Below are 24,406 nucleotides of genomic sequence, written 5' to 3' on the forward strand. Positions count from 1 at the left end.
ACCGAGGGCGTATGCCGTCCGCCGGGCTCCCCGGTGCCGGTGCCCGAACCGGTGCCGGGGGGGCGGGTCGGTGCGGGTCGGCGCCGGTCGGCGCCGGTCGGCGCCGGGCCTCAGGCGTCGGCAGCGATGGGCACGGTGAAGACGACCGTCGTCGGTGTGCCCGAGGTCGGGGTGAGCACCAGACGGACCGACCACGGGCCGACGTCGTCGAAGGTGAGACCGACCTCGGTGGCGCCGTCGGCGCCGGACCCCTCAGGGCTGACCGGGAGCCGGACGGCGGCCGCGGTCACCCCGGGACGGCTGACCGACCCCGTCACCGACGAGATGGAGCGGCGGCCACCCCGGGCCGCGACCGTCACGAGCGCGACCGTGTCGCCGACGCGGGGTCGGGGCAGCTGCACCGAGACCGTCGCGCCGTCAGCCGTGATCACCCTGCTCCACGGCTCGACGTAGTCCGAGCGGGCCGGGACGATGACGACGAGGGCCGTGGTCAGGCCGAGCACGATGCCGGCCGTGAGCGTCTCTCCGGCGAGCCCCGCCCGCAGGCCCGTGGCCCCGACGGCTGCCGCCGGGACCGTGGACGCCGGAGCCCCGGCCTCTGATCGAGAAGGCGTTGGTATGCGGTGTCGCTCGACCCACACGCGCGCGCTGTTGCCGAGGGCGACGAGGACGAGCACGCCGCCGACCTTCGCGAGCAGCACGCGTCCGTAGGCGGTCGGCGTCAGGGCCGAGACGGTACCCACCTCGGACCAGGCCAGCAGGACTCCGGTGACCACGAGCGTCGCGACGGACGCGAGGGCCACCCAGGAGAAACGGGGGAGCGCCCGGCCGAGGGCCGCCTGCTGCTCGGGCTCCCCGGACCCGACGAGCAGGCCGACGAGGCCACCGAGCCAGACGACCATGGCGAGCAGGTGCACGACGTTGAGGGCGACGGTGAGCGCGGGGTGCGTCGTGGCCGCGGAGTGCCCGGCCAGCGGCCACGTCACGGCGAGAGCGAGGGTCACGGCGACGGCGGCGGACCGCAGGCCGAGCAGGAGGCGCCCCGTCGCTCGCGGCCCGAAGCTCAGGGCGGCCACGAGCAGCGCGACGAGGGCGACGAGGAGGAAGGCCCGCACCGAGTGGACCGTGTCGAAGGTCCGGGAGTGGGTGTCGAGGGAGCCGGGGTCGGCCCAGAGCGCACTGAACGGCTCGCCACTGGCATAGACGCCCTGCACGACCATGCTCCCCACGGTGGCCGCAGCGAGCAGGCCCGCACCGATGCCGAGGAGGCGACGGGTCCGGGGTGACGAGAGCCCCTCGGGCCACAGCCAGAGGACCATGAGCAGCAGGCCGGGGGCGAGGACCATCCCGACGTACCCGAGCCAGCGGAGGGGGCCCAGCACCGCTCCCGCGAGGTCGTTGTGGCTGTCGTCCGGTGGAGTGCCCTGGACCGGGGTCGGGGCGCCGACCGAGAAGCGGAACGACCCGGTCACGGGATGGGTGTCGGCCGAGCTCGCCTGCCACACCACGACATACGTGCCCTTCGCCAGTCCGGGTCGCAGCGGGACCCGGAGCGAGTCGGACGTGCCCTCGACGGCGAGAACCTGTCCCTGGTCGACGCGTTCGTAGTGGTCGTCGTAGACGTGCGCTGCCCCGTCCGCGGCCGCCACGGGCTCGGCGAAACGCAGCGTCACCGCCGTGGGCGCCGTGGCGACGACCGAGCCGGCCGCCGGGTCCGAGGACCGGAGGCGCGTGTGGGCGCCGGCCGGGCCGGACGTGACGAGGACGACGGCAAGGGTCAGGAGGGCGACGAGCGCTCCGCGCCGACGTCGTCCCGGGCTCCCTCCGAGGCCTCCGCGCGAGCGGGGCCTGCCCAGCGTCATGGTCCGAGAGTAGGACGGGAGCTGTTGCGCCCGGGGGAGATTGGAGCCGGTCGCCCGCGAAAGGCGTGGTCGTGCTGTGCAGTGGCGGACCCCAAGGTAGGTCGAAGGTCGCCCTGCGACGCTGGTCGGATGAGAAGCCTGCGCCCGGAACCGCGTCGGGGACGCACCATCGTCCTCGCGCTGCTGGTCGCCGTCGGGCTGGTCCTCGGGGGGTGGCACACCCGTGCCGTCCTCGCCGGGCCGCCCGACCCGACGGTCCTCACCGTGGGTGGGGTGTCGTTCAGGGTGACGGGCGCCGAGGAGGTGACCGGCCTCTCCGACGCCGACCTCGGTGGGATGTCCCACGGGGTGAACGGGCTCGTCACCAGCGACAAGGCCCTGGTCCGGGTCGTGCTGACCGTGACGGCGGGCGACGTCGACACGACGTACGACGCGACCGCCCTCAGGGCGATCGCCTCGGGACAGCCGTCCGGCGCGGCCCCGCTGGCCGGGTCGCTGCCGCTCCGGGGCCGTCTCGCGGCCCACGCCCACCTCGAGGGGTCGTTGTCCTACGTCCTGCCCCGTGACGGCTCGCACGTCGTGCTCGGCGCTGGCCCGGGCACGCCACGGGTGCCCCTGCTCTACATGTCGACTGCCGGCGGCTCGCCGGGCGACACGCACGACTCGCACGTCGCACCGAAGCCTTCCCAGAAGGAGTGACCATGGCCATCCCGTCGCCTACCACCCGAGCGAGCGCGAAGCGGCACGTCACCGTGGCCGACCTCGTCACGGCGCTGGCGATGGGGGTGGTGGGCGGGCTCTGGCTGTCCTGGCTCGACCTGCACGACGTCGGCGCGGGTGTCGTCCAGGGACCCGTGGGTCACTCGACCACCGTGGTGGCGTTCACCGTGCCCCTCGTGCTCGTCGTCCACCCGGTCCTGGCGGCGTCGCTGCGCCGAGGACTGCGCGAGTCGGCGGTCCTGGCGCGGTGCATCCTCGCGGTGGCGGCCTCGGTCGCGGTGGGCAACCAGCTGCGGCTCGTGGCCCTGGACGAGCCCCGGGACGGCCTGCCGGTGATCGGCCTCTTCGGGGACGCGACGACGGTCCTGATCGTCGTCGTGCCGGTGGTCGTGGTGGCCTCGTCGCTCCGGTCCCTCGCCGGGACCCGACGCCACCGGAGCCTCTCGCGGTCCCACCGTCGTGCCCACGGGGCACGTCTGCTCGCGGTGGGTACCGGGGTCATCGGCGTCGTCGCCGTGCTGGCCCTCGCACCCGTCGCCGAGGCGTCGTCGCCCACCGTGGCCCTCGCCGGGACGCCGGGCTGCCTGGACGGGGGGACCGTGAACCGCTCGTACGACGTCACGGCCATCGACGTCAACATCCCGCTCAACCGGTTCGGCGACCACGATCCCAAGGGCAAGATGTACGTCCTCACCTCTCGGCTCGCCGCGGTCCGGGCCCAGGAGACCTCGCAGAAGGTGTCCGTGGGCCTGCGCGACGACGCGATCCAGCCCCTCGTCATCCGGGCCAACGAGGGTGACTGCGTCTCGATCCGTCTGACCAACGCGGCATCGGGCGGTCCCTACGGCCTGCACATCGACGGGCTCGAGTTCGACATCAGCTCGTCGGGCGACGAGGTGGGCCAGAACGACCCGTCCGACGTCGCGGCGGGACAGAGCCGCACCTACCGTTTCGCCATCCCGCTCGACCGTCGCCTCGAGGGCGGCCACTACATCCACCCCGGGCCCGGCTACCGCGCCGCGGTCGCGCACGGGCTCTTCGGCGCGCTCGTCGTCGAGCCGCCGGGGTCGACCTACTGGAACGCCTCGGTCGCCGGTCGCCAGCTGGACTCCGGCTGGGAGGCCATCATCAAGCCGGCCTCACCGAGCGCCGCCTGCGTCCCATCGAGCGCGATGCCGACGTGCGGCTTCCGCGAGGGTGCCCTGCTGCACCACGAGATCGGCAACGACAACGAGCTGATCAAGAACGCCGCCGGCGCCGACATCCCGCTCGTCGACTCGACGACCGGCTCCTACCGGCCGGGCGCCTTCGCGCTCAACTACCGCTCGGAGCCGTTCCGCAACCGGCTCCTCGCCTTCCCCAAGGAGAAGTCTCACGCGTACAGCTCGTACACCTTCGGCGAGCCGGCGACGCCGATGATGCGCGGCTACCTCGCCGACCCGACGAAGATCCGGCTCATGCACGTGGGCAGCGAGAAGTTCCACGTCTTCCACCTCCACGGCGGGGGTGACCGGTGGCGCTTCAACCCGGTCGCCGACACGTCGTTCAACTACGCCGACACGGGATTGCGCAAGGACCCGCCCACCGTGCTGTCGCCGTCGCAGCGGCTCGACTCCCAGTCGATCGGCCCCGGTGAGTCCTACGACCTCGAGATCGAGGGCGGCGCGGGCGGGGTCCAGCAGTCTGCCGGCGACTTCCTCTTCCACTGCCACATCGCCAAGCACTACAACTCCGGCATGTGGGGCCTGTGGCGCGTCTACGACACCCGTCAGCCCGACCTCGTGCCGATCGCCGACCGAGCCCTCCCGCCGACCGCCGTCGACTCGCGCGGCCTCATCGGGCGCACCATCAACGGCACCCTGATCACGGCCACCAACCTCGACTCCTGGATCCGCCCGCAGCTGCCGCCCGCGGGGGTGCCGCGCAACGGACAGGACGCGACCGTCTGGAACTGGAAGGTGACGGGCACGGGGTCGCAGCAGCTCTACCTCGGAGCCCCGGCCGACCCCACGGTCTTCGCCGACTCCCCGAAGGTCGTGTCCGGCCAGCCGAACCTCCTCGCCGTCGACGTGGGGCGCATCGTGACGGGACGACCGACGATCCTGTTCAACCCGCGCAACGGACGGCCGGCCTACCCGCTCTTCCGCACGAACATCGGCAAACGACCACCCTTCACGCCGGCCGGTCACACCGGGACACCGTGGCTCGGGGCGATGACAGGCCAGACCTCCGCGAGCACCAGTCCGTGGACCAACCGCTCGGATGCCCTGTGCCCCAAGGGGAGACGGGTACGCACCTTCAACGTCGTCACCATCGGCAAGTCGATCCAGCGCACGCCGACGCAGGTCGACCCAGACGGCAAGCTGTTCGTCCTGGCCAAGGACAAGCAGGCTGTGGCGAGTGATCCGCGCCGCTCCGACCCGCTCGCGATCCGTGCCAACCAGGGCGACTGCGTCGCGATCACGCTGACGAACGAGATCCCGGACGCGTCCGCCTTCGACAACTTCTCCAAGAGCTCCATGCACATCCACCACGTCCAGTTCGACGTGCAGGGGTCCGACGGGGTGAGTGCGGGCTACGCCTACGAGCACTCCGTCCGGCCCTACCGTGTGGTCGACCCGCGCCTCAGCGCGGCGGCCGCCAAGGGGGCCCGGACGCTCGTCCTCAGCAGCGTGGCCTCGCTCGTCGGCGTCGACGCCGGCGGCAAGGCCACGAGACCGTGGATCGCCGTCGGTGAGGGCCTCGAGTCCATCGAGACCCACCAGGTCGTCGCCGTCAACCAGACGACCCGCACCGTGACCCTCGACTCGGCGTTGGTCGCCGCCCACGCGTCCGGGGAGTATGCCGGGAGCGAGTTCATCCAGTACCGCTGGTACCCCGATGCCCTGCTCGACAACGTCTTCTGGCACGACCACGTCGACGGGATCCACGGCTGGGGCCACGGCCTCGTCGGCCAGCTCGTCGTCGAGCCTCCCGGCTCGACCTACCACGACCCCGTGACCGGGGCCGAGGTGGACTCGGGCACCCTCGTCGACATCCACACGACGAGCGCCCTGTCCCCGGGACTCGTCAACGGCAGCTTCCGTGAGCTGGCGCTCTGGACGATCAACGACAACGACGCGGGGGCGTACTCCACGCTCAACCTCAAGGCGAACCCGCTCGCAGACCGCCCGGACACGGCGCACCAGTTCAGCTCCTGGACCTACGGCGACCCGGTGACACCCCTGCCCCGGCTCTATCCCGACGACCCGCTGGTCGTGCGCACCATCAACGTGTCACCGACCGTCGACACCCTGCACCTGCAGGGGGGCCGCACCCTGCTCGAGCCGCGCTACACCCACGACGACGGGTCGGGCCCGAGCCCGGCCGGATCGATCATCGACACGATCCACTACGGCGTCAGCGAGAAGTTCACCCTGGTCTTCAACGGCTCGGCACCCGACATGCGGATGAGGCCGGGTGACTACCTCTACGCCAACGGCGTCGAGAAGCACACCCAGCAGGGCGCCTGGGGCGTCGTGCGGGTGCTGCCCGGAACCGTCGACGACCTCCAGCCCCTCCCGGGGGTGGCGCCGCCGAGCACCGCCTACGTGCCACCGGTCACCACCGGTGGACCGCCTCCGGCAGCCGAGCCCCAGGACAGCCCGTGCCCGCCGACGGCGCCGACGCGCAGCTTCAACCTCAGTGCCGTCGACAAGTCGCAGAGCCTCAACGGTGCCCGGACGGCCTTCGTCCCCGACGGTGACGTCCTCAGCATCAAGAAGGGCCTGAAGAGCCCGGTACCGCTCGTGCTGCACGTCGTCGCCGGCGAGTGCGTCTCCGTCCGCCTCACGAACACCCTGACCACCCCAGCGGGGTTCTCGGTGGGCAAGCTCGACCGCGCCTCCGACTCGGGCGGTGTCGACGTCGGCTTCGCGCCGGAGCAGAACGTGGCTCCGGGGGCCGTACGCACCTACACGTACTACGCCGCCACCGACCGCCTCGGCACCGCCGTCATCTCGGACCTGGCCTCGCCGGGCTCGGCCAAGAACGGTCTCTACGGCGCGATGGTCGTCGCCCCCGCGTCCAGGGTCGACGGTCTGCGCACCGAGTTCAGCGACCCCGTCACGGGACTCGCGAAGGACATCGGCGCCCAGGTGATCGTGCACGTACCGGGCGGCGACGTCACCGACTACCGCGACTTCACGGTGCTCCTCGCCGACGACGACACGCAGATCGGGCAGGACTTCATGCCCTACCCGACGAACGCCCGGGCGGGACGGTCGCTGCTCAACTACGCGGCGGCTCCGGCCGGTGACGGTCCCGGCGCCTTCCGTGACCCGGGGCAGGTGCCCTTGCTGACGGCATACGCCGGTGATCCGGAGGTCATGCACGTGGTCGTGACGCCCGGGAGCGAGAGCGCCCACTCCTTCAGCCTCGGTGGGCTGCACTGGCCGCAGGACCCCCGGATCGGTGACGCGGACTCGACGACCACGCAGGGCATGGGGCCGTGGGAGTCCTTCGACCTCGACGTCGTCGGTGGTGCGGGCGGCACGAGAGCGGCACCCGGCGACTACTTCTACGGCGACCTCAGGAGGCCGTTCACCGCGGTCGGGCTCTGGGGCCTGCAACGGGTGCTGCCCTACGCGTCCCCGACGTGTCCGATCCTCCGCGTCGACGGGAGCACGTGCTGACGGGCGCTCAGGACCCGTCCGCGGTGGGAGCCGAGAGCGCCACCACGAGCTCGCGCACCGCGGACGGGTCGAGGAGCCGGTCGCCGTAGAGCTCGCGCACCTGGCCCATCCGGTAGCGGACGGTCTGCGCGTGCACGTGCAGCTCGGCAGCGACCGCGTCCCGACGTCCCTGGTGCAGCAGCCACGACAGGAGCGTCTCCGCGAGCCGGTCACGGGTGCCGGGAGGCAGGTCGGCGAGGGGCGCGAGAGCGAGGTCGCGCAGGTCGGCGAGCGCGTCCGGGTCGGCTGTGAGGACGAGGTCGGTCAGGTGCCGCTCCGTGTCGACGGGGGCCCCGCTGCGTGACGGCCGGACGAGTCGCGCCGTGCGCGCGGCGCGGTCGTAGGACGCACGGGCGTCGTCCCACGGGCGCGGCGGGCCGACGACGGCATGGCGGCCGGCCAGCACCCGCAGCACGTGGACGCGGCCCGGCCCGTCGGCGTCCGGCACGAGCAGCAGCGTCAGCGGGTGGTCCGGGTCGACGTCGTCGATGCCCGGCAGGTCCTCGCCGACCTGGAGGGTGTCGGCCCCGAGCGAGGCGAGGGCGCGGCGTCCCTGGGCCGCCGGCAGCAGGACGGCGGTCAGCGTGGCCGGGGGAGCCCACTCGGCGCGGGCCGCCGCCGCGGTCAGCGTGTCGATGCCGGCCCGGGCCAGCAGGTGCTGACCGAGCCGTTCGCGGTAGCGGTCCCGCACCCGTCCACTCGTCGTCAGCTCGTCGGTGTGACCCGCGACGCTCGCGGCCGACAGCTCGTCGATGTAGGCGAAGAGCAGCTCGGCGAACTTCGCCATCGTCGCCGCCGGCAGCCCGGCGTCTCCCGCGGCCCGGGCGAGCTCGCGCCACGACACGCGGGCACCGACCCGGTATGCCGCGAGGAGGCTGTCCATCGACCGTCCCCCGCGCGCCTCGCCGCGTCCGAGCGCGTAGGCCCCTTCGCGGGTCGGGCCGAGCGGGGTGCTCGCGTCGACGTCGCTCCCGCCGCCCGCGAGCTTGAGGAAGCCGGCGATGGCCATCTGCACGGCGCGCTCGATCGTGTCGCCGGCGACCCCGCCGAGGGCGCCGCGGTAGTCGGGGACCTCGTCGACGACGGCGGTGACCGTCGTGGACGCGATGGACGGCAGCCGCTCACGCAGCACACGGAGCACCGCGTGGTCCAGCTGCAGGTCAGCAGCGCCACGGACCGTGGCGCTCGTTGTCTCTGAGGCCATCGACTGTTTCCTCCGCACAAGAGTTCCCGAACACTTCACGCCCTGTGGTCAGGATCTTACCCTTGGGTGTCAGTCATGCTGGGGGCATGAGCCTGACCGCGCCCTCGAAACCCTCGACCCGAGCCGCCCGCCCGTCCTTGCGACGACGGTTCCTCCAGCTCGCCGAGCGCGCGACCTCCCCGCTGTTGCCCGCCGACTACCTCGACCTCTTCGACCCGTTGCGCCCCGGCGCCGACCTGCGCGGACGCATTGTGGACGTCCACCCCGAGACGGCCGACGCGGCCACCATCGTCATCCGCCCCGGCGCCGACTGGGCGGGCCACGTGCCGGGACAGTACGTCCGCATCGGTGTCGACGTCGACGGCATCCGCCAGTGGCGGGCCTACTCCCTGACCCACGGCCCGCGCGCCGACGGCAACATCTCCATCACCGTGAAGGCCGTGCCGGACGGGCTCGTCAGCACGCATCTCGTGCGCGAGTCGCGACCCGGCACCCTCGTGCACCTCGAGCAGGCCCAGGGCGAGTTCGTGCTCCCCACCGACGGCGGGAAGTTCCTCTTCGTCACCGCGGGGTCCGGCGTCACCCCGGTCATCGGCATGCTGCGCAACCTCTTCCCCGTGGCCGACGACGGCGTCGTGCGCCTGGCCCGCTCGGCGGCATACGACATCGTCGTCGTGCACGTCGCCCCGAGCGAGCCCCACTCGATCTTCATCGACAACCTCCGCGCCCTCGACCAGGCCGGCCTCATCCGTCTCGTCGCCCGCTACGACGACGAGCACGGTGTCCTCGACGTCGCCGACCTCGAGGCCCTCGTCCCCGACCTGCTCGACCGGACGACGCTCGCGTGCGGTCCCGGCGGGCTGCTCGACGCGCTCCAGCGCCACCACGACGAGCGCGGGCTCGACCTGCTCACCGAGCAGTTCCGCGCCACGACCCTCGTCGTCGGCGAGGGCGGCACGGTCGACTTCACCGGCTCGGGCACGACCGTCGACGCCGACGGCGCCACCCCCATCCTCGACGCCGCCGAGGCCGCCGGCGTCCTCATGCCGTCCGGGTGCCGCATGGGCATCTGCTTCGGCTGCGTCCTGCCCCTGCGCGAGGGAGCCGTGCGCGACCTGCGCACCGGAGCCGTCACGACCGCCACCCCCGGCGAGACCGAGGGCCAGGGCGTCCCGATCCAGACCTGCATCTCCGCAGCCGCCGGCGCCTGCGTCATCGACCACTGACCTGTTCCACAGACCCCCGACCCCCTGACCAGAGGAGTCACCATGACCGTCCTGCAGAAGAAGACCCACAACCCGATCGCGCACCTGACGCCCGAGGACGTCGAGCAGATCGGCGTCGAGCTCGACGCGATCCGCCAGTCCGTCATCGACACCCGCGGCGCCGACGACGCGGCCTACATCCGCAAGGTCATCGCCACCCAGCGCAAGCTCGAGCTCGGTTCTCGCGCAGTCCTGCTCGTCTCGATGTTCCCGCCCGCCTGGGTCGTCGGCACCGCCGGCCTCGCGGTCGCGAAGATCATCGAGAACATGGAGATCGGGCACAACGTCATGCACGGCCAGTGGGACTGGATGCGCGACCCGAAGATCCACTCGACGACGTGGGAGTGGGACAACGCCAGTCCGTCGGAGCAGTGGAAGCACTCGCACAACGAGCTGCACCACACGTACACGAACGTCATCGGCAAGGACAACGACCTCGGCTACGGCATCATGCGCGTCGATGAGGACCAGCGCTGGGTGCCGCTCTACGCCGCACAGCCGCTGTGGAACTTCGTCAACGCCTGCTTCTTCGAGTACGGCATCGCCGCCTACGACCTCGAGCTCGGCAAGAACCTCGCCACCAAGGAGCGCCGCCAGGACCCCGACTTCCGGGCGCGCGCCAAGGTGACGCTGAAGAAGATCCGCAACCAGATGACGAAGGACTACGTCATCCACCCGCTGCTCTCGGGCCCGTCGTTCCTCAACACGCTCGCCGCGAACGCCACGGCCAACCTCATCCGCAACCTGTGGACCCACTCGGTCATCATGTGCGGCCACTTCCCCGAGGGCGTCGAGACCTTCGAGCGCCGGTCGATCGTGGGGGAGACCCGTGGCGAGTGGTACCTGCGCCAGATGCTCGGCTCGGCCAACATCAGCGGCAGCAAGGCGATGCACTTCATGACGGGCAACCTCAGCTTCCAGATCGAGCACCACCTCTTCCCCGACCTGCCGAGCAACCGCTACCAGGAGATCGCCCCGCAGGTGCAGGACCTCTTCCGGCGCTACGGCCTGACCTACACGACGGGCTCGCTGCCGCGCCAGGTCGGCTCGGCCTGGAAGAAGGTCATCCGGCTGTCCCTGCCGAACGACTTCCTGGGCCGCAACAAGGGCGCGTCCGTCACCGACCTGCCGACGTCCGGGCCCGCGCGGGAGCACGCGGCCGCCTGAGGTCCCGGCGCCTCGCGTCAGGGCGCTGCTGCAGGCGCCTCCTCAGCGTGCCCTCAGTGTGGTTGCGACATCGTCGTGACGCCGGGAGATCCTCTCCCGGCGTCTCGACGTCCTGACACACGCGGCCACCGACGGCCGTGTCGCGCGCTCCACGAGGGCCGACCGACGGCGCCACGCCGGGTCGCCCCGGACCGGGAGGACTGTCGAGACAGCTCTCTCCGTGGAGGATCCCGCATGTCTGACCACCAGACGTCCACCGTCCCTGGGACGGCGGCTCACCAGGCGCCTCGCCCTGTGTCCGCCCAGCTGCTCAACAAGGTGCCGGCCATCACGGCCACCTTCTGGCTCATCAAGATCCTGTCGACGACGATCGGCGAGACGTTCGCCGACTACCTCGCCGTGCAGGTCGGCCTCGGGACGCTCGTCACGGACGCAGCCATGATGACCCTCCTCGTCATCGCCCTGGTCGCCCAGCTGCGGACGCGGCGCCTCGTGCCGTGGCTCTACTGGCTCACAGTCATCCTCGTCAGCATCGTCGGCACCCAGATCACCGACTTCTTCACCGACACGCTGGGCGTCAGCCTCTACGTCAGCACTGCGGTGTTCGCCCTGGTGCTGGCCGCGGTCTTCACGGTGTGGTGGCGCCAGGAGCGCACCCTCGCGATCACCGCGATCGACACGCCGCGGCGCGAGCGGTTCTACTGGGGCGCGATCCTCACGACCTTCGCGCTCGGCACGGCCGGCGGTGACCTCGCCACCGAGGCGCTGTCGCTCGGCTTCCGCAACGGTGTCCTCATCTTCGGTGGGCTCATCCTCGCCGTCTGGGTCGCTCGTCGCGCCGGACTCAACGGGGTCCTCGCGTTCTGGATCGCCTACGTCCTGACTCGACCGCTCGGTGCCTCGCTCGGTGACCTGCTCACGCAGAGCCGCGACTTCGGAGGTCTGGGTCTCGGCGCCAGCCTGACGAGCCTCGTCTTCCTCGCCGTCATCGTCGTGCTCGTCGCCCGCGAGCAGGTCAACGTCAACCGTCACGGCATCCGCGCCAAGGGTGAGGCCCCGGCCGTGCACCCGCGCCGCGACTACGCCTGGGCGGCCGCAGGCGCCGTGGCCGTCGTCGCCACCGCCACGGCTCTTGCGCCGACTGCCGCTCCCGCCTCGGCCACTCAATCCGGCACGACCGCCGGTGCATCGTCCGGTACCCGGGGCAGCGCCACGCGGGCCAACCCGTTGGAGACGGACGCGACGTCGCCCATCGGGGACCTGCGGCCGTTCGCCGTCATCGTCGACGACGTCGCGGCGAAGACCCGGTCGGGCGACCTGTCCTCAGCAACGACGCGGATCAAGGACCTCGAGGTCGCCTGGGACGACGGAGAGGCCGCGATGAAGCCGGCGTCGCCCGACGACTGGCACACCATGGACTCCGCGATCGACGGTGCGCTGACGGCGCTGCGGTCGACACCGCCCTCCAAGGCGGACAGCGCCGCTGCGCTCAAGGCTCTCCAGTCGACGATCGGCTCACTGGAGAAGAAGGCCTAGCAGCCCGATCGGGCAGAATCGTGGTGGCACCCACCGTGCCGCCCCAGACCGGAAGGAGCCCGATGACGGCCCGCTTCCGACTGCCCACGGGAGTCCGGGGACAGGCGACGGTCGCCGCCGCAGCCGTGGTGGCCGTCGCCCTGCTCCTCGGCAGCGCCGTGCTCGTCCTCGTGCTGCAGGGGGCCCTGACCCAGACGCTGCAGGAGAGCGTGACCTCCGTCGTCGACGAGGACGCCACCGTGCTGGCCGTCGACGGGACCGCAGGTCTCGCGCGAAGCGAGCGCGACGAGGGTCCCGACAACGTCATCGTCCAGGTCATCGGGTACGAGGGCGGAGCGGCGCACGTGGTCTACACCTCGAAGGCGTCGCGGACCGAGCCGATCACCGACGCGCGGCCGGCGGCCGGTCAGACCGTGGTCACCGGCCGCTCCTCTCTCCCGCTGCCGCTCGACCTGCGGGACCCCCTCGTGGTCGCACGCGGGGTCGAGGTGGGTGGTGACACGTACGTCCTCGCGGCACAGGCGTCCCAGGAGGCGCGCGAGCAGGCCGTCCGGACCACGGCCATCCTCCTGGCGGTCGCCCTGCCGTTCCTCGTGGCCCTCACCGCGATGATCACGTGGTGGCGGGTCGGGCGCGCCCTCAGCTCCGTGGAGGCGATCCGCTCCCACGTCGAGCGCACGAGCGCCTCCAGGTTGCAGGATCGCGTGCCCGTGCCGCCCACCCACGACGAGATCGCTCAGCTGGCCGTGACGATGAACTCGATGCTGAGCCGGCTCGAGGCCTCGCAGCGCGCCCAGCGCCGCTTCGTCTCCGACGCCAGCCACGAGCTGCGGTCGCCGCTCGCGACCATCCGGGCGTCGCTCGACGTCGTCAGTCCCGACGATCCCGAGACGTCGTGGGAACAGCTCGACCCGATCCTGCGCGGCGAGACCGAGCGGATGAGCCGGCTCGTCGACCACCTGCTCCTGCTGTCGCAGGCCGATGACCACGCCCTCACGGTGAGCCGCCGCGACGTCGACCTCGACGACCTCGTCGACCGTGAGGTCCGGCGACTGCGCCGGCTGACCCCGTTGGCGGTCCGTCTGACCAACGCCGCCGTGCGGGTCCGCGGCGACGAGCACCAGCTCGAGCAGGTCCTGCGCAACCTGCTCGACAATGCCGCCCGCCATGCGGTGGGCACCGTGGACGTCACCGTCGAGCGGGGTGGCGCCAGCGCCGCGGTGCGGGTCGAGGACGACGGACCCGGCATCCCCGTGGCCGACCGAGCGCGCGTGTTCGAGCGCTTCGTGCGGCTCGACGAGAGCAGGTCACGCCACTCCGGGGGAGCCGGCCTCGGTCTCGCCATCGCCCGGGAGCTCGCCGTGGCACACGGCGGGAGGCTCTCGGTGCGCGAGTCGCCGTCCGGTGGCGCCTGCTTCGAGCTGACGCTGCCGCTGCCCTCGTCGGCGCCACCGGCCGGCGGGTCGGGAGCCGCGGATCAGGCCGGCTCGACCGGTTCGGCAGGTTCCGCAGACTCAGCCTCGAGCAGTCGGTAGCCCACGCCCCGCACGGTCTCGATGCTCGCCTCGGCGAACGGGGCATCGATCTTACGGCGAAGGTAGCCGACGTAGACCTCGACGATGTTGACGTCGCCGTCGTAGGCCGGATCCCACACGGCATCGAGGATGGCGGCCTTGGTGACGACCTCACCCGCGTGCATCATGAGGAAGGTCAGGAGCGCGAACTCCTTGGGAGTCAGGGCGATCTCGGATCCGTGTCGCAGCACCCGCCGTCGCACCGGGTCGAGCGACAGGGAGCCGTTCGTGAGGACCACGGGACGTTCCGGGGCGCCCCGCCGGATGAGCGCCCTGAGCCGGGCGACGAGCACGACGAAGCTGAACGGCTTCGTGAGGTAGTCGTCCGCACCGAGGTTGAACGCCTCGGCCTGGTCGTGCTCACCGTCGACGGCGGTCAGCATGAGCACGGGCGTCCACACACCCGCCTCGCGCAGTCGTGCGATCACCTGGTAGCCGTCGAGCCCGGGCAGCATGATGTCGAGGACGATGACGTCGTACGCGGACTCGGTGGCCGCCCACAGCCCGTCCTGGCCGTCGTGCATGACGTCGACGACGAACCCTTCGCGCGTCAGACCGCGTCGGACGACCTCCGCGAGGGACGTCTCGTCCTCGACGACGAGCACGCGCACCGCTCAGACCTGCCGGGCGTCGAGGCCGAGGCCTGCGGGTTCGCGGATGGCGCTCATGGGCCCGAGCCTAGGTCGGCGAGCCTGAACACCGGCTGAGAACCGGCCTCAGGGTCCTCTCAGCGGCGTCGTCGCACGATGGCGGGTCAGACGACCGTCGTCGGAGGGATGCGCATGTGTGGAATCGCCGGGTACTTCGGCCTCGAGGAGGACCGTGGGCTGCTGGACCGGATGAGCGCGGCCCAGCGTCACCGTGGGCCCGACGACTCGGGTACCCACCTCGACGGCCCCGTCGGGCTGGCCCACCAGCGACTGTCGATCATCGACCGCGAGGGCGGGAGGCAGCCGATGGCCACGCCGGACGGCAGGTACGTCCTCGCGTACAACGGTGAGGTCTACAACTACCGCGCCCTGCGGGACGAGCTCGCTTCGGCGTCACGGACGTTCGTGACGCACAGCGACACCGAGGTCGTCCTGCAGGCGTATGCCGCGTGGGGACGTGAGGCGTTCGACCGCCTCAACGGGATGTTCGCGATCGCGGTCTGGGACCGCGACGAGCAGACGCTGACCCTGGCCCGTGACCAGTTCGGCATCAAGCCGCTCCACGTGAGCCGGGTGTCGGAGGCGCACGGAGGCCGAGGCGGCCGCGGAGGCTCGTGGCTCTTCTCCAGCGAGATCAGGCCGATCCTCGTCAGCGGCCGCCACGACCGGGCGCCCAACGAGAGGAGCCTGTTCCGCTATCTGCGCCATCGGGTGCACGATGACGGTGCCGAGACCTTCTTCGACGGCATCGAGCGGTTGCTGCCGGGTGAGATGGCGACGATCAGCGCTGACGGGTTCGAGCGTAGGCGCTACGGCACCCTGCAGCACGACCTCGAGCGCGCTCGTCCCGCCGCGACCGGTGCGGGCGCGGAGGAGGTCGCGGCCCTGCGCGACGGGCTGAACGAGTCCATCGCGCTGCGGCTGCGCTCGGACGTGCCGGTGGGAACGTCGCTCTCGGGTGGGCTCGACAGCTCGACCATCGCCGTCGGGATCGACCGGCTGCTCACCACGCACGACACGTCGGCCGAGGCCGTCGGGCCTCGGCAGCAGACCTTCTCTGCGGTCTTCCCCGGCTACCGCAACGATGAGGAGCGCTGGGTGGATGACGCCGTCGACGCGTGCTCGGGTCCCGTCCAGTCACACAGGATCCGGCCGACCTCCGACGACCTGCTCGCCGACCTCACCGACTTCGTGCGCACCCAGGAGGAGCCCGTCGTCTCGACCGGACCGTACGCGCAGTACCGCGTCATGAAGGAGGCGAGCCGGCACGTCACGGTGATGCTCGACGGACAGGGGGCGGACGAGATGCTGGCGGGATACGTCCCCCAGACCGTCACGCACCTGCGCAGCCTGGTCTCCCGGGACCGACGTGCCGGCCTCTCGGAGATCGTCGCCTCTCGCGACATCCTCGTCGGTCAGGTCCGCTCGCGGCTCCGGACCCGGCTGCAGGGCGGGGGATCGGTGAGCCAGCTCCTCCGACGGGACTTCAGGGCCGCCCACGCGGACGACACCTACGCCGTGGAGGGGGCGACCCTACGACAGCGCCTCGTCCACGACCTCTTCGTGGCCTCGCTGCCGGCTCTGCTGCGCTACGAGGACCGCAACTCGATGCGCTTCTCCGTCGAGGGTCGGGTGCCCTTCCTCGACCCCGACCTCGTGCGCACGGTCTTCGCGATGCCCGACGACGCGATCATCCGGGACGGCTGGAACAAGCACGTCCTGCGCGATGCCGAGGAGCACGTGCTTCCGGCCTCGATCACCCGACGGCGCAACAAGATCGGCTTCACGACCCCGCAGAACGAGTGGTTCCACGAACAGCGCGAGTTCATCTACCGGGTGTTCCTCTCCGAGTCGTTCGCGAGCCGGCCCTACTTCGACCGGACCGAGGTCCTCAACGCCTTCGAGCAGTGGCTGAGTGGTCGGGGCTCGCTCGACTCCATGGCCTTCTGGCGCATCCTCAACGTCGAGCTCTGGCTGCGCGAGTTCTTCGACGCGCGAGCCGAACCCGCCGCCGACACGGCCGACGCCAGGTCCGACCCGGCCGACGCCGGGTCCGACCCGGCCGACGACGCGAGGTCGGGCGCGGCCGGCCCCACGCGCGGAGCGGCCCGTGGGGCAGGCTCCCTGACGGCCCCCGTCACCAACGAGGGGAAGCACCTCGACATCGAGCTGCCCGACGGCACACGGGTCCGTCGCCTCCCGGTGCGCACCCCGCAGGTGGCCGACACCGACGACCTCGTGGCCCTCGTGGTGGACCGGGTCCGCGCGCACGTCGACGCGCTCGGTGACGGCCGGTCCGTCGCGGGAGCGGGGTTCAGCCGCTGGTACGTCTTCGTCTCGGAGAAGGTCGTCGCGATCACCCAGCACCGCTCGTTCTTCATCTGGGACATCCCCGTCAGCCGAGCCGCGCGCGTGCTGAGCCGTCACGTGACGCGGACCTCCGCAGGCATCGGTCTCGGGTCACCGTTCACGATGCAGCTGGCGATCGACGAGGCGGGCCTCCCGCGGGTGCTGCTCGCCGCGGCCGCGGGAGCCGCGGGCAAGCTCGTCGGACGGCGGGGCCTCTTCTACACCGTCGTCGGGGGCGACGTGCGCGCCATCGACGGACCGACCGAGTACTCCGTCCACCCGGCCAACCTGTCGGCCAAGCTCGCCCCCGAGGATCCCGACCGCGTGTCTGCGACCATCTCGGCGGCGATCCGCGCCGCACTGCCCCAGGGCCTTGCCGACACCTTCGGTGGCACCGTCGTCATCGACGCGAACGACCTCGGCTGCAACGTCCTCGGGAGCGACGCCGCGGGTGACCGGACCCGGATGGAGCAGATGTTCGCCGACAACCCGCTGGGCCAGGGGTCACAGCGCACCCCGGTGGCGCTCGTCCTCGACGAGCTCCGGCTCCTGGACCCGAGCCCGCCGACGCCCCCCGACACGGCCCCCGACACGGCCCCCGACACGGCCCCCGACACGAGCCCCGACACGAGCCCCGACACGAGCCCCGGCACGAGCCCCGACGCGGGCCCGACCCCGGCCGCGGACCCGACGACGCTCGTGACGGCATACGCCGATCCCACCCGGGCGAGCGGACGGTTCGCATGACCACCGTCGTGACCTCCGAGCCGGACACGGCGAAGCGCCGGCGGGCGCGTCGGCGGGCCTGGGTGGTCTGGGGGATCGCGCTCCTCGGCGTCGGTCTCGCCCTCGGCTTCGCGGTGACGGCCGTCGGCGCCTCCCGGACCGGCGAGCTGGGGCTGGACGTGCTCCTCTCCGGACACCGCGACCGTCTGCTGACCGCGGCCGCCCAGGTCGTCGACGTCGGCCTCGGCACACGCATCGCCCCGGTCCTGCTGCTCGTGGGCTGCGGACTCGTCTGGACGAGAGACCGGTTCGCCGCCGTGACCATCGGGGTCCTGACGGTCGTCGGCTGGCTCTCGGTCGAGGTCGGCAAGGTCCTCGTCCACCGGCCTCGGCCCCCTGCCGCCGCCGTCCACGCCCTCGTCGCGGAGACCGCCGCTGACAGCTATCCGAGCGGACACACCGCGTTCGCCGCGGCGACGGTCTTCGCGGTCGTGGCGGCACTGGTCCTGACCGGTCGGTCCACCCGGGTCGCCTGGGTCGTCGGCCTGCCCATTGTGGCCGTCGTCGCCCTCTCGCGGCTCTACCTCGGGGTCCACTACGTCACCGACGTCGTCGCCTCGGTCGTCTTCGCCGGCGCATCCGTCCTCGTGGTGACGGCCCTCGCCGCACCCGCCATGCCGTGGCTGCGGACGCGGCTGAGTCCTCGCGCCGGCGAGCCGGAAGGGAGGGACGCATGACGCCACGAGAGCCGGCCCGCGACCAGCCCGACGCGGTGCCCGTCCTCCGTGGTGGCACGTCTCGGAGAGCCGTGCTCGCCGCGGCCGCCGGCGCTCTGGGGTCGGCTGGTGTCGCTGCGTGCTCGCCGGCCCCGGAGACCCCGCCGCCCGCGGCGCAGGGAACGCTCCGGGGGACCCGCGCGCCCGCGCCGACCTCCGGCGTCCCCGGCTCGGCACCTCCGGTGGCCACCGGGTCATCGGCGGCTCCCACCACGTCGACCGAGGCCGACACGGTCCTCGGGTCCGTCGGCCCCGACATCCGGTCGGGCTCGTCCGGCCGTCACGAGGTCGCCCTGACCTTCCATGGCGCCGGACCCGCCTTCCTGACGGCGACCGTCCTCGACATCGCCCGCGCCCACGGCGCCCGGGTCACCGTCTTCGCCGTGGGCCAGTGGCTCCATGCCAACCCGGCCCTGGGCCGCGCCGTCCTCGCGGGAGGCCACGACCTGGGCAACCACACGTGGAGCCACCGACCCATGCGCAGGCTCGCCGCCGCCGAGGCCGACGCCGAGGTGAGCCGAGGGGCGGCCGAGGTGGCTCTCGTGCGCGGCTCGGCCGGGCTGCTCTTCCGGCCGTCGGGGACTCCGACGAGCACCGCCGTGATCCGGGCGGCCGCCCGCGCCTCCGGCTACGCGCGTTGCATCTCCTACGACGTCGACCCCCAGGACTACCTCGACCCCGGGACGGCCGCTGTGCGCGAGCGGACGCTCGCCGACGTCCGGGCCGGGAGCATCGTCAGCCTCCACCTCGGTCACGCCGGCACCGTGGCCGCCCTGCCCGGCATCCTCGCGGGGCTGCGCGCCCGTGGTCTGCGTGCGGTCACGGTCAACGAGCTCCTGGCGTGAGACCGCCTCGCGCTCGTGCCGCCGTGGGACCGCTTCGCGGCGTCGTGGTCCTGCTCGCCCTCACGGTCACGACGAGCGCCCTGCTGGCCGACTGCTCGACGTCCCGGACTGCCGCGGCCGGTGCTCCGAGTCCGTCGTCGCGGGTCGTCGCCCCCCTCGGGCCGAGCTCGACGGCCCCCGTGCCCACCTCGTCGGCCCCCGCGCCGACCTCGTCGGGCTCACCCTCGCCGCGTCCGCCCGGGTCCGCGCCGCTGGACGCCGGGACGACGCAGCCCTATGCGTTCACCGGCGCGGGGAGCCTCGCCGGAGAGGCCCGCCGGGCGCGTCCGCTCGTCTACGTGCCCGAGCAGCTCGCCGGGACGGTCCAGGTCATCGACCCGAGGACGTATGCCGTCATCGCCACCCGACGCGTGCCGCGCTCGCCCGAGCACGTCGTGCCGTCCGCGGACCTGCGCCGCCTCTGGGTCAACAGCGACGCGGGCAACGCCCTGACGCCCATCGACCCGCGCACCGGTGCCGTCGGCACCCCCGTGGCGGTGCGCGATCCCTACAACCTCTACTTCACCCCCGACGGCAGGAGCGCGCTCGTCATGGCCGAGCGGCTCCGTCGGGTCGACGTCCGCGACGCTCGCACCATGGCCCTGCGGCGTTCCCTGCCGGTGCCGTGCGCTGGGCTCAACCACGCCGACTTCACGGCCGACCTGACGAGGATGCTCGTCAGCTGCGAGTTCAGCGGCGACCTCGCCGAGCTCGACGCGTCCGCCACTCGGGTCGTCCGGATCGTCGACCTCAACCGCATCCGGACCCCGGGAGCGACCCGCCCGGCCGATGCCCGGTCGATGGGCGGTCCCGCGGCCATGCTCGCGTCGGGCGCGACGTCGATGCCCCAGGACGTGCGTCTCTCTCCGGACGGCCGATCCTTCCTCGTCGCCGACATGCTGCGCAACGGCATCTGGGTCATCGACGCGACGACCTTCCACGTGACGCGCTTCGTCAGGACGGGCCTGGGCGCGCACGGCATCTATCCCGCCCGGGACGCGCGACGCGTCTTCGTGAGCAACCGGGGCGAGGGGACCGTCAGCGTCCTCGACGGCGGCACCCTGCGCCGGCTCGCGACGTGGCGGATCCCCGGCGGGGGATCCCCCGACATGGGAGGGGTGACGGCCGACGGGAGCGAGCTGTGGTTCTCCGGTCGCTACGACTCCTGCGTCTACGTCATCGACACCGTGACGGGCCGTGTCACCCACCGCATCCGGGTGCGACCGGGGCCGCACGGCCTCCTCGTCTGGCCGCAACCGGGCCGCTTCTCGCTGGGTCACACGGGCAACATGCGATGACCTCGTGGCCGGACGTCGCGCGGTCCGGAGATCCGCTGAAAAACCGTGTCATGAAAACGCAGGCTGATCGTCTACAGGGGGAAGGGACGCCCCCGGGCGTCCTGGCAACAGCCTCGGGTGTTCGTGGAGGGGTACCCCGGGCTGGCCCGTCGGGGACGGGCAGCACCGAACAGAGCCCCCGCTCGCCCACCTGAGCGGGGGCTCTGTGCTGCTCCCGGCTCTCGGGGCCACCGGCGGCGCGGTCAGTGACTCGAGCGACTCGAGCGACTCAGCTCCGCACCGTCGGGTCCCAGCGCCACGTCTCGAGATGGGGCCGGTCCGCGAGGACGCCGCGACCGCAGCACCACAGCAGTACCTCCGTCGGGTCCCCGTCAGGTGCCTGCGGGAAGAGTCGCGCCAGCGCCCCTGCCGTGAGCTCCTGCGGCGGCACCCACCCGAGCCCCAGACCGCGGGTGACGTCGTGGGTGTGCACCAGCACCTCGACGACGCCCATGGCCGCGAAGCCCTCAGCGTCCGCGACGCCGGCCGGGTGCCAGGCCCGCAGCCCGGCCGGCGCGGCCCGGCAGGCCAGGTGCAGCAGCTCTGCGCACGTGACGACCGAGGCGACGAGACGGTCGGGCGTCGCGGCGTCCTCGACCACGAGCTCCATCGGCAGGTAGGCCGCGTCCGGCTGCGCGACGACCTGGCCGGCATACGAGAAGAGCACGTCGGCCACGTGGGCCGCGGTGCGCCGGCACGACCACTCGAGGTCACCGGCCGGCATGCTCCACTCGCGGTCGACGGCGGCATCGAGGACGCTGCGGCACACCGCCGCCACGGAGGGGATGAGATCGGTGATCGGCCGCGGATCGGTGAGAACCCCGGGACTCGTCGCTGTGGTCATGACCCGACCGTGCCACCGGATCCGGACGGTCCCCGACCGGGAAGGCGCGGACTCAGGCGCGTTGCCGGCGCTCGCGTTCCAGGACCAGCTCCTCGACGGCGCTCGGCAGCGTCGTCTCGAAGTCGATGAGCTTCGCCCACGTCGGGGTCACGACGATCCGGACCATCCCGTCGTAGAGCGAGCGGACCTCCGCCTCCCACCCGACCCGCTGCTCGGGCGTCATCGTGTACGTGCCGTTCATCTGGAGATACTCCTCCGGGATGCCGTCGACGACATCGAGCTCGGCCGTGCCGCGGACGAGCAGCATCGTCGGCGGGTGCACCTCGGTGTCGATGGTGAGCGCGACCACCGGGTCGCGACGCAGGGCAGGCAGCTTCGGCGCGTTCTTCGTGGTGCACATGACCAAGTGGGTCCCGTTCCAGGTGAAGGCGATCGGGATGACGCGCGGTGTGCCGTCCGTGGCGACGTAGGCCAGGCGGGCCACGTCACGCGTGAGCATCTGCTGGCTCCCGGGCCGGTTCAGGACCTCGGTGATCTCGTTCGGTTGCACGGTCGACCTCCGTGTTCAGGTGGGCCTCCGGGTGGCTGCCCTTCACGGGTGGGACGGAGCCAGCCCGCGTGTCTCGACATCGGACCGCTGGCGAGCCGGTGACCATCAGGTGGCGTCCGCCACGGTCACCGCGCGTCGGCTCGCGACGAGCGGGCACAGGAACGGGTCGTTGTCCTTGAGGCCGACGGCGTTGAGGTGGCTGATGACGCTTCCGTATGCCGTCCAGAGCGTCGTCTGCGTGTAGCGCACCCCCTCGGCCGCGCAGTAGGCGACCACGAGCGGCTGCACCCGCCGCAGGTGGGGCCGCGCCATCGACGGGAAGAGGTGGTGCTCGGTCTGGTGGTTCAGCCCACCGAGGAGCACGGACATCCACCGACCGCCACTGATGTTGCGGCTCATGAGGACCTGGCGGTTGAGGAAGTCGAGCTTGAGCCCCGGCGCGACGAGGGGCATGCCGATGTGGTTCGGGGCGAAGGAGAGGCCCATGTAGAGGCCGAACAGCGCGAGCTGGACGGCGAGGACGGCGACGACCTTGGCCGGCGACATGACGAGGAGCAGGAGCACCGGCAGCCCCGCGAGGCGGGTGGTCAGGAAGGCCAGCTCGACCCACCGGCGCTCGACCCGACGACGGCCGGCGACCCGGTGGATGCCCTCCCAGTGCAGCGACAGTCCTTCGAGCAGCAGCAGCGGGAAGAAGTACCAGCCCTGGTGGGCCACGAGCCAGCGCACCAGTGGTCGATGGGAGCGGTGGGCCTGCCCGGGGGTGAAGGCGAGCACCCCCGACGCGATGTCGGGGTCGTAGCCGACCTTGTTGGGGTTGCCGTGGTGACGGGTGTGCTTGCTCTGCCACCAGCCGTAGCTGATGCCGACGAGCAGGTTGGCCACGACGAGGCTGACCCAGTCGTTGAGTCGACCGGAACGGAACATCTGGCGGTGCGCGGCGTCGTGGCCGAGGAAGGCGATCTGGGTCATCAGCACCGCGAGGACCGCACCGGGCGCGAGCTGCCACCAGCTGTCACCGATCCACACGACGATGAGCACCCACCCCGCCATCGCCACGACGGCGCCGACGAGTCTGGTCCAGTAGTAGGCGTACCGCCGACGCATCAGTCCCAGGTCGTGCACCTGGCGGGTGAGCGCCGTGAACGAGCTCCCGGTGGTCTGGTCATGGTGGGTGCTGGTCACGGCGATCGATCTCCTTGGGCCACGGTGTTTCCCGTGGCCACGGGCGTTCGCGAGAACGACGCGGGGGCTCCACGGGCATGTGAGGAGTGACCGGCGCGGGGACGGCGGTGCCGGACGACGCACGACGTCACGTTCACGGGAGGGACGCGACCGGGGTCCAGGGACTCGCCTACCACCCCGAGTGTACGCGTCCGGGGCGGCCGGCACCGCCGCGACGACCGTCAGCGTCAGGACCCGAGGGGCGATGAGCGCGGGCCGGCGTCAGTAGCCGACGTCGTCGGCGAACCCCGCGGTGCACAGCGCCCAGATGACGAGGGCGTTGAGCGTCAGCAGCACGATGGACCAGACCGGATAGACCGGTATCGAGGCGAAGTTGAGGACCATCGCGAGCGACACGGGGACCAGACCGAGGATCCGGCCGATGGGCCGCTCGGCGAGGATCAGTCCTCCGACCACGACGAGGACGATGCCCCAGACGAGGTGGATCCAGCCCCAGGCCGTGGTGTCGAAGGCGAAGATGTACCGGGGCGTGTTGACGTAGAGCGTGTTGTCGAAGAGCGCCGACAGCCCACGCAGGAACTCGAGGATGCCGGAGATGAGCAACACCGTTCCCGCGAAGAGCACGGTCCCGTACCTCCAACCGTGCGGGCGGGTCGGAGCGGTGATGGGCGAGCTGGTCATGCGTCCTCCCGGGCTTGGCGATGCCTCATCGTCGCCCGGTCCGCCGTAGACCGTCCTCACCCGGTCGGCATGAGATCGCCAGCTCTCTTGGCTGAGGGACGGGTGCCGAACGAGATCGACTGACCTCGTCAGGCAGAGAGCCGGACCCTCAGGAGACGACCGCGTCGATGGCCTTCTTCATCGCGCTGGGCTGCTCGGGACGGCGCGGTGCCTTCTTCCGGGCAGCGAGCAGCTGCTCGCCGAGCTCCTGCAGCTGCTTGCGCCCGAGGCCCTCGCGGACCTTCGGGAACCAGTCCTGCTCCTCCTCGGCCATGTGGTGCTCGACGTTCTCGATGAGCACCGTCGTCTTGGCGTCGAACCGCTCGTCCGTGGCATCCATCGCTG

At 72.0% G+C, this 24,406-nt stretch carries 17 protein-coding genes and 1 pseudogene; 10 read left to right on the forward strand and 8 right to left on the reverse strand.

Annotated features, from left to right (window positions below):
• Positions 1-110: 110 nt before the first annotated feature.
• A complete protein-coding gene (locus tag AB4Z14_RS21115; protein WP_442276944.1) occupies positions 111-1,862 on the reverse strand; it encodes a copper resistance CopC/CopD family protein in 1,752 nt (583 codons plus the stop codon).
• A gap of 129 nt (positions 1,863-1,991) precedes the next feature.
• On the opposite strand from AB4Z14_RS21115, the gene AB4Z14_RS21120 reads away from it, so the two are divergent.
• A complete protein-coding gene (locus tag AB4Z14_RS21120; protein WP_056772848.1) occupies positions 1,992-2,561 on the forward strand; it encodes a hypothetical protein in 570 nt (189 codons plus the stop codon).
• A 2-nt stretch (positions 2,562-2,563) separates the two neighbouring features.
• The gene (locus tag AB4Z14_RS21125) at positions 2,564-7,255 is read left to right on the forward strand and encodes a multicopper oxidase domain-containing protein (protein WP_442276945.1); all 4,692 of its coding nucleotides are present in this window, start codon (positions 2,564-2,566) and stop codon (positions 7,253-7,255) included.
• A gap of 7 nt (positions 7,256-7,262) precedes the next feature.
• Here AB4Z14_RS21125 and AB4Z14_RS21130 read toward each other — a convergent pair whose 3' ends face one another.
• Positions 7,263-8,498: a helix-turn-helix domain-containing protein gene (locus tag AB4Z14_RS21130; RefSeq protein ID WP_442276946.1), complete on the reverse strand. Its 1,236-nt coding sequence runs from the start codon at positions 8,496-8,498 to the stop codon at positions 7,263-7,265.
• 86 nt (positions 8,499-8,584) lie between these two features.
• Here AB4Z14_RS21130 and AB4Z14_RS21135 point away from each other — a divergent pair, with 86 nt between their 5' ends.
• The 4 genes from AB4Z14_RS21135 (at position 8,585) to AB4Z14_RS21150 (ending at position 14,001) form a co-directional block, all read left to right on the forward strand.
• Positions 8,585-9,724, forward strand: a complete 1,140-nt coding sequence (locus AB4Z14_RS21135; RefSeq protein ID WP_442276947.1) for a ferredoxin reductase — start codon at positions 8,585-8,587, stop codon at positions 9,722-9,724.
• Between the two features lie 42 nt (positions 9,725-9,766).
• Positions 9,767-10,930 carry a fatty acid desaturase family protein gene (locus AB4Z14_RS21140; protein ID WP_442276948.1) on the forward strand — a complete coding sequence of 388 codons (1,164 nt, stop codon included), beginning with the start codon at positions 9,767-9,769 and terminating at the stop codon, positions 10,928-10,930.
• Between the two features lie 234 nt (positions 10,931-11,164).
• A complete protein-coding gene (locus AB4Z14_RS21145) occupies positions 11,165-12,466 on the forward strand; it encodes a COG4705 family protein (protein WP_442276949.1) in 1,302 nt (433 codons plus the stop codon).
• Between the two features lie 62 nt (positions 12,467-12,528).
• Positions 12,529-14,001 (forward strand): sensor histidine kinase, encoded by a 1,473-nt coding sequence (locus AB4Z14_RS21150; RefSeq protein ID WP_442276950.1) that lies wholly within the window; start codon positions 12,529-12,531, stop codon positions 13,999-14,001.
• On the opposite strand, the gene AB4Z14_RS21155 is transcribed toward AB4Z14_RS21150, so the two are convergent.
• Positions 13,944-14,651: a response regulator transcription factor gene (locus AB4Z14_RS21155; protein WP_442276951.1), complete on the reverse strand. Its 708-nt coding sequence runs from the start codon at positions 14,649-14,651 to the stop codon at positions 13,944-13,946. The genes AB4Z14_RS21150 and AB4Z14_RS21155 overlap by 58 nt on opposite strands.
• 171 nt (positions 14,652-14,822) lie before the next feature.
• On the opposite strand from AB4Z14_RS21155, the gene asnB reads away from it, so the two are divergent.
• Genes asnB through AB4Z14_RS21175 form a run of 4 tightly spaced genes read left to right on the forward strand, consistent with a single transcriptional unit; the run spans position 14,823 to position 20,723 of the window.
• A complete protein-coding gene (gene asnB / locus AB4Z14_RS21160) occupies positions 14,823-17,786 on the forward strand; it encodes an asparagine synthase (glutamine-hydrolyzing) (RefSeq protein ID WP_442276952.1) in 2,964 nt (987 codons plus the stop codon).
• A complete protein-coding gene (locus tag AB4Z14_RS21165) occupies positions 17,783-18,502 on the forward strand; it encodes a phosphatase PAP2 family protein (RefSeq protein WP_442276953.1) in 720 nt (239 codons plus the stop codon). The genes asnB and AB4Z14_RS21165 overlap by 4 nt, the downstream gene beginning before the upstream one ends.
• On the forward strand, positions 18,499-19,386 hold the full coding sequence (locus AB4Z14_RS21170; RefSeq protein ID WP_442276954.1) for a polysaccharide deacetylase family protein: 888 nt from the start codon (positions 18,499-18,501) through the stop codon (positions 19,384-19,386). Before AB4Z14_RS21165 ends, AB4Z14_RS21170 begins: the two co-directional genes overlap by 4 nt.
• 23 nt (positions 19,387-19,409) lie before the next feature.
• Positions 19,410-20,723 (forward strand): YncE family protein, encoded by a 1,314-nt coding sequence (locus tag AB4Z14_RS21175; protein WP_442276955.1) that lies wholly within the window; start codon positions 19,410-19,412, stop codon positions 20,721-20,723.
• Positions 20,724-20,991: 268 nt separating this feature from the next.
• Here AB4Z14_RS21175 and AB4Z14_RS21180 read toward each other — a convergent pair whose 3' ends face one another.
• The 5 genes and pseudogenes from AB4Z14_RS21180 to AB4Z14_RS21200 all read right to left on the reverse strand — a co-directional run.
• A complete protein-coding gene (locus AB4Z14_RS21180) occupies positions 20,992-21,606 on the reverse strand; it encodes a maleylpyruvate isomerase N-terminal domain-containing protein (RefSeq protein ID WP_442276956.1) in 615 nt (204 codons plus the stop codon).
• Positions 21,607-21,658: 52 nt separating this feature from the next.
• The gene (locus tag AB4Z14_RS21185; RefSeq protein ID WP_442276957.1) at positions 21,659-22,156 is read right to left on the reverse strand and encodes a pyridoxamine 5'-phosphate oxidase family protein; all 498 of its coding nucleotides are present in this window, start codon (positions 22,154-22,156) and stop codon (positions 21,659-21,661) included.
• A gap of 105 nt (positions 22,157-22,261) precedes the next feature.
• A complete protein-coding gene (locus AB4Z14_RS21190; protein ID WP_442276958.1) occupies positions 22,262-23,341 on the reverse strand; it encodes a fatty acid desaturase family protein in 1,080 nt (359 codons plus the stop codon).
• Between the two features lie 261 nt (positions 23,342-23,602).
• Complete coding sequence (locus AB4Z14_RS21195) at positions 23,603-24,022, reverse strand: DUF7144 family membrane protein (RefSeq protein ID WP_442276959.1); 420 nt, start codon at positions 24,020-24,022, stop codon at positions 23,603-23,605.
• A gap of 148 nt (positions 24,023-24,170) precedes the next feature.
• Positions 24,171-24,406 (reverse strand): annotated as a pseudogene (locus AB4Z14_RS21200) (hemerythrin domain-containing protein); the annotation flags it as partial.

Origin of the sequence: Terrabacter sp. 2TAF16 (genome assembly GCF_052115065.1) — a bacterium.
Lineage (GTDB): Bacteria > Actinomycetota > Actinomycetes > Actinomycetales > Dermatophilaceae > Terrabacter.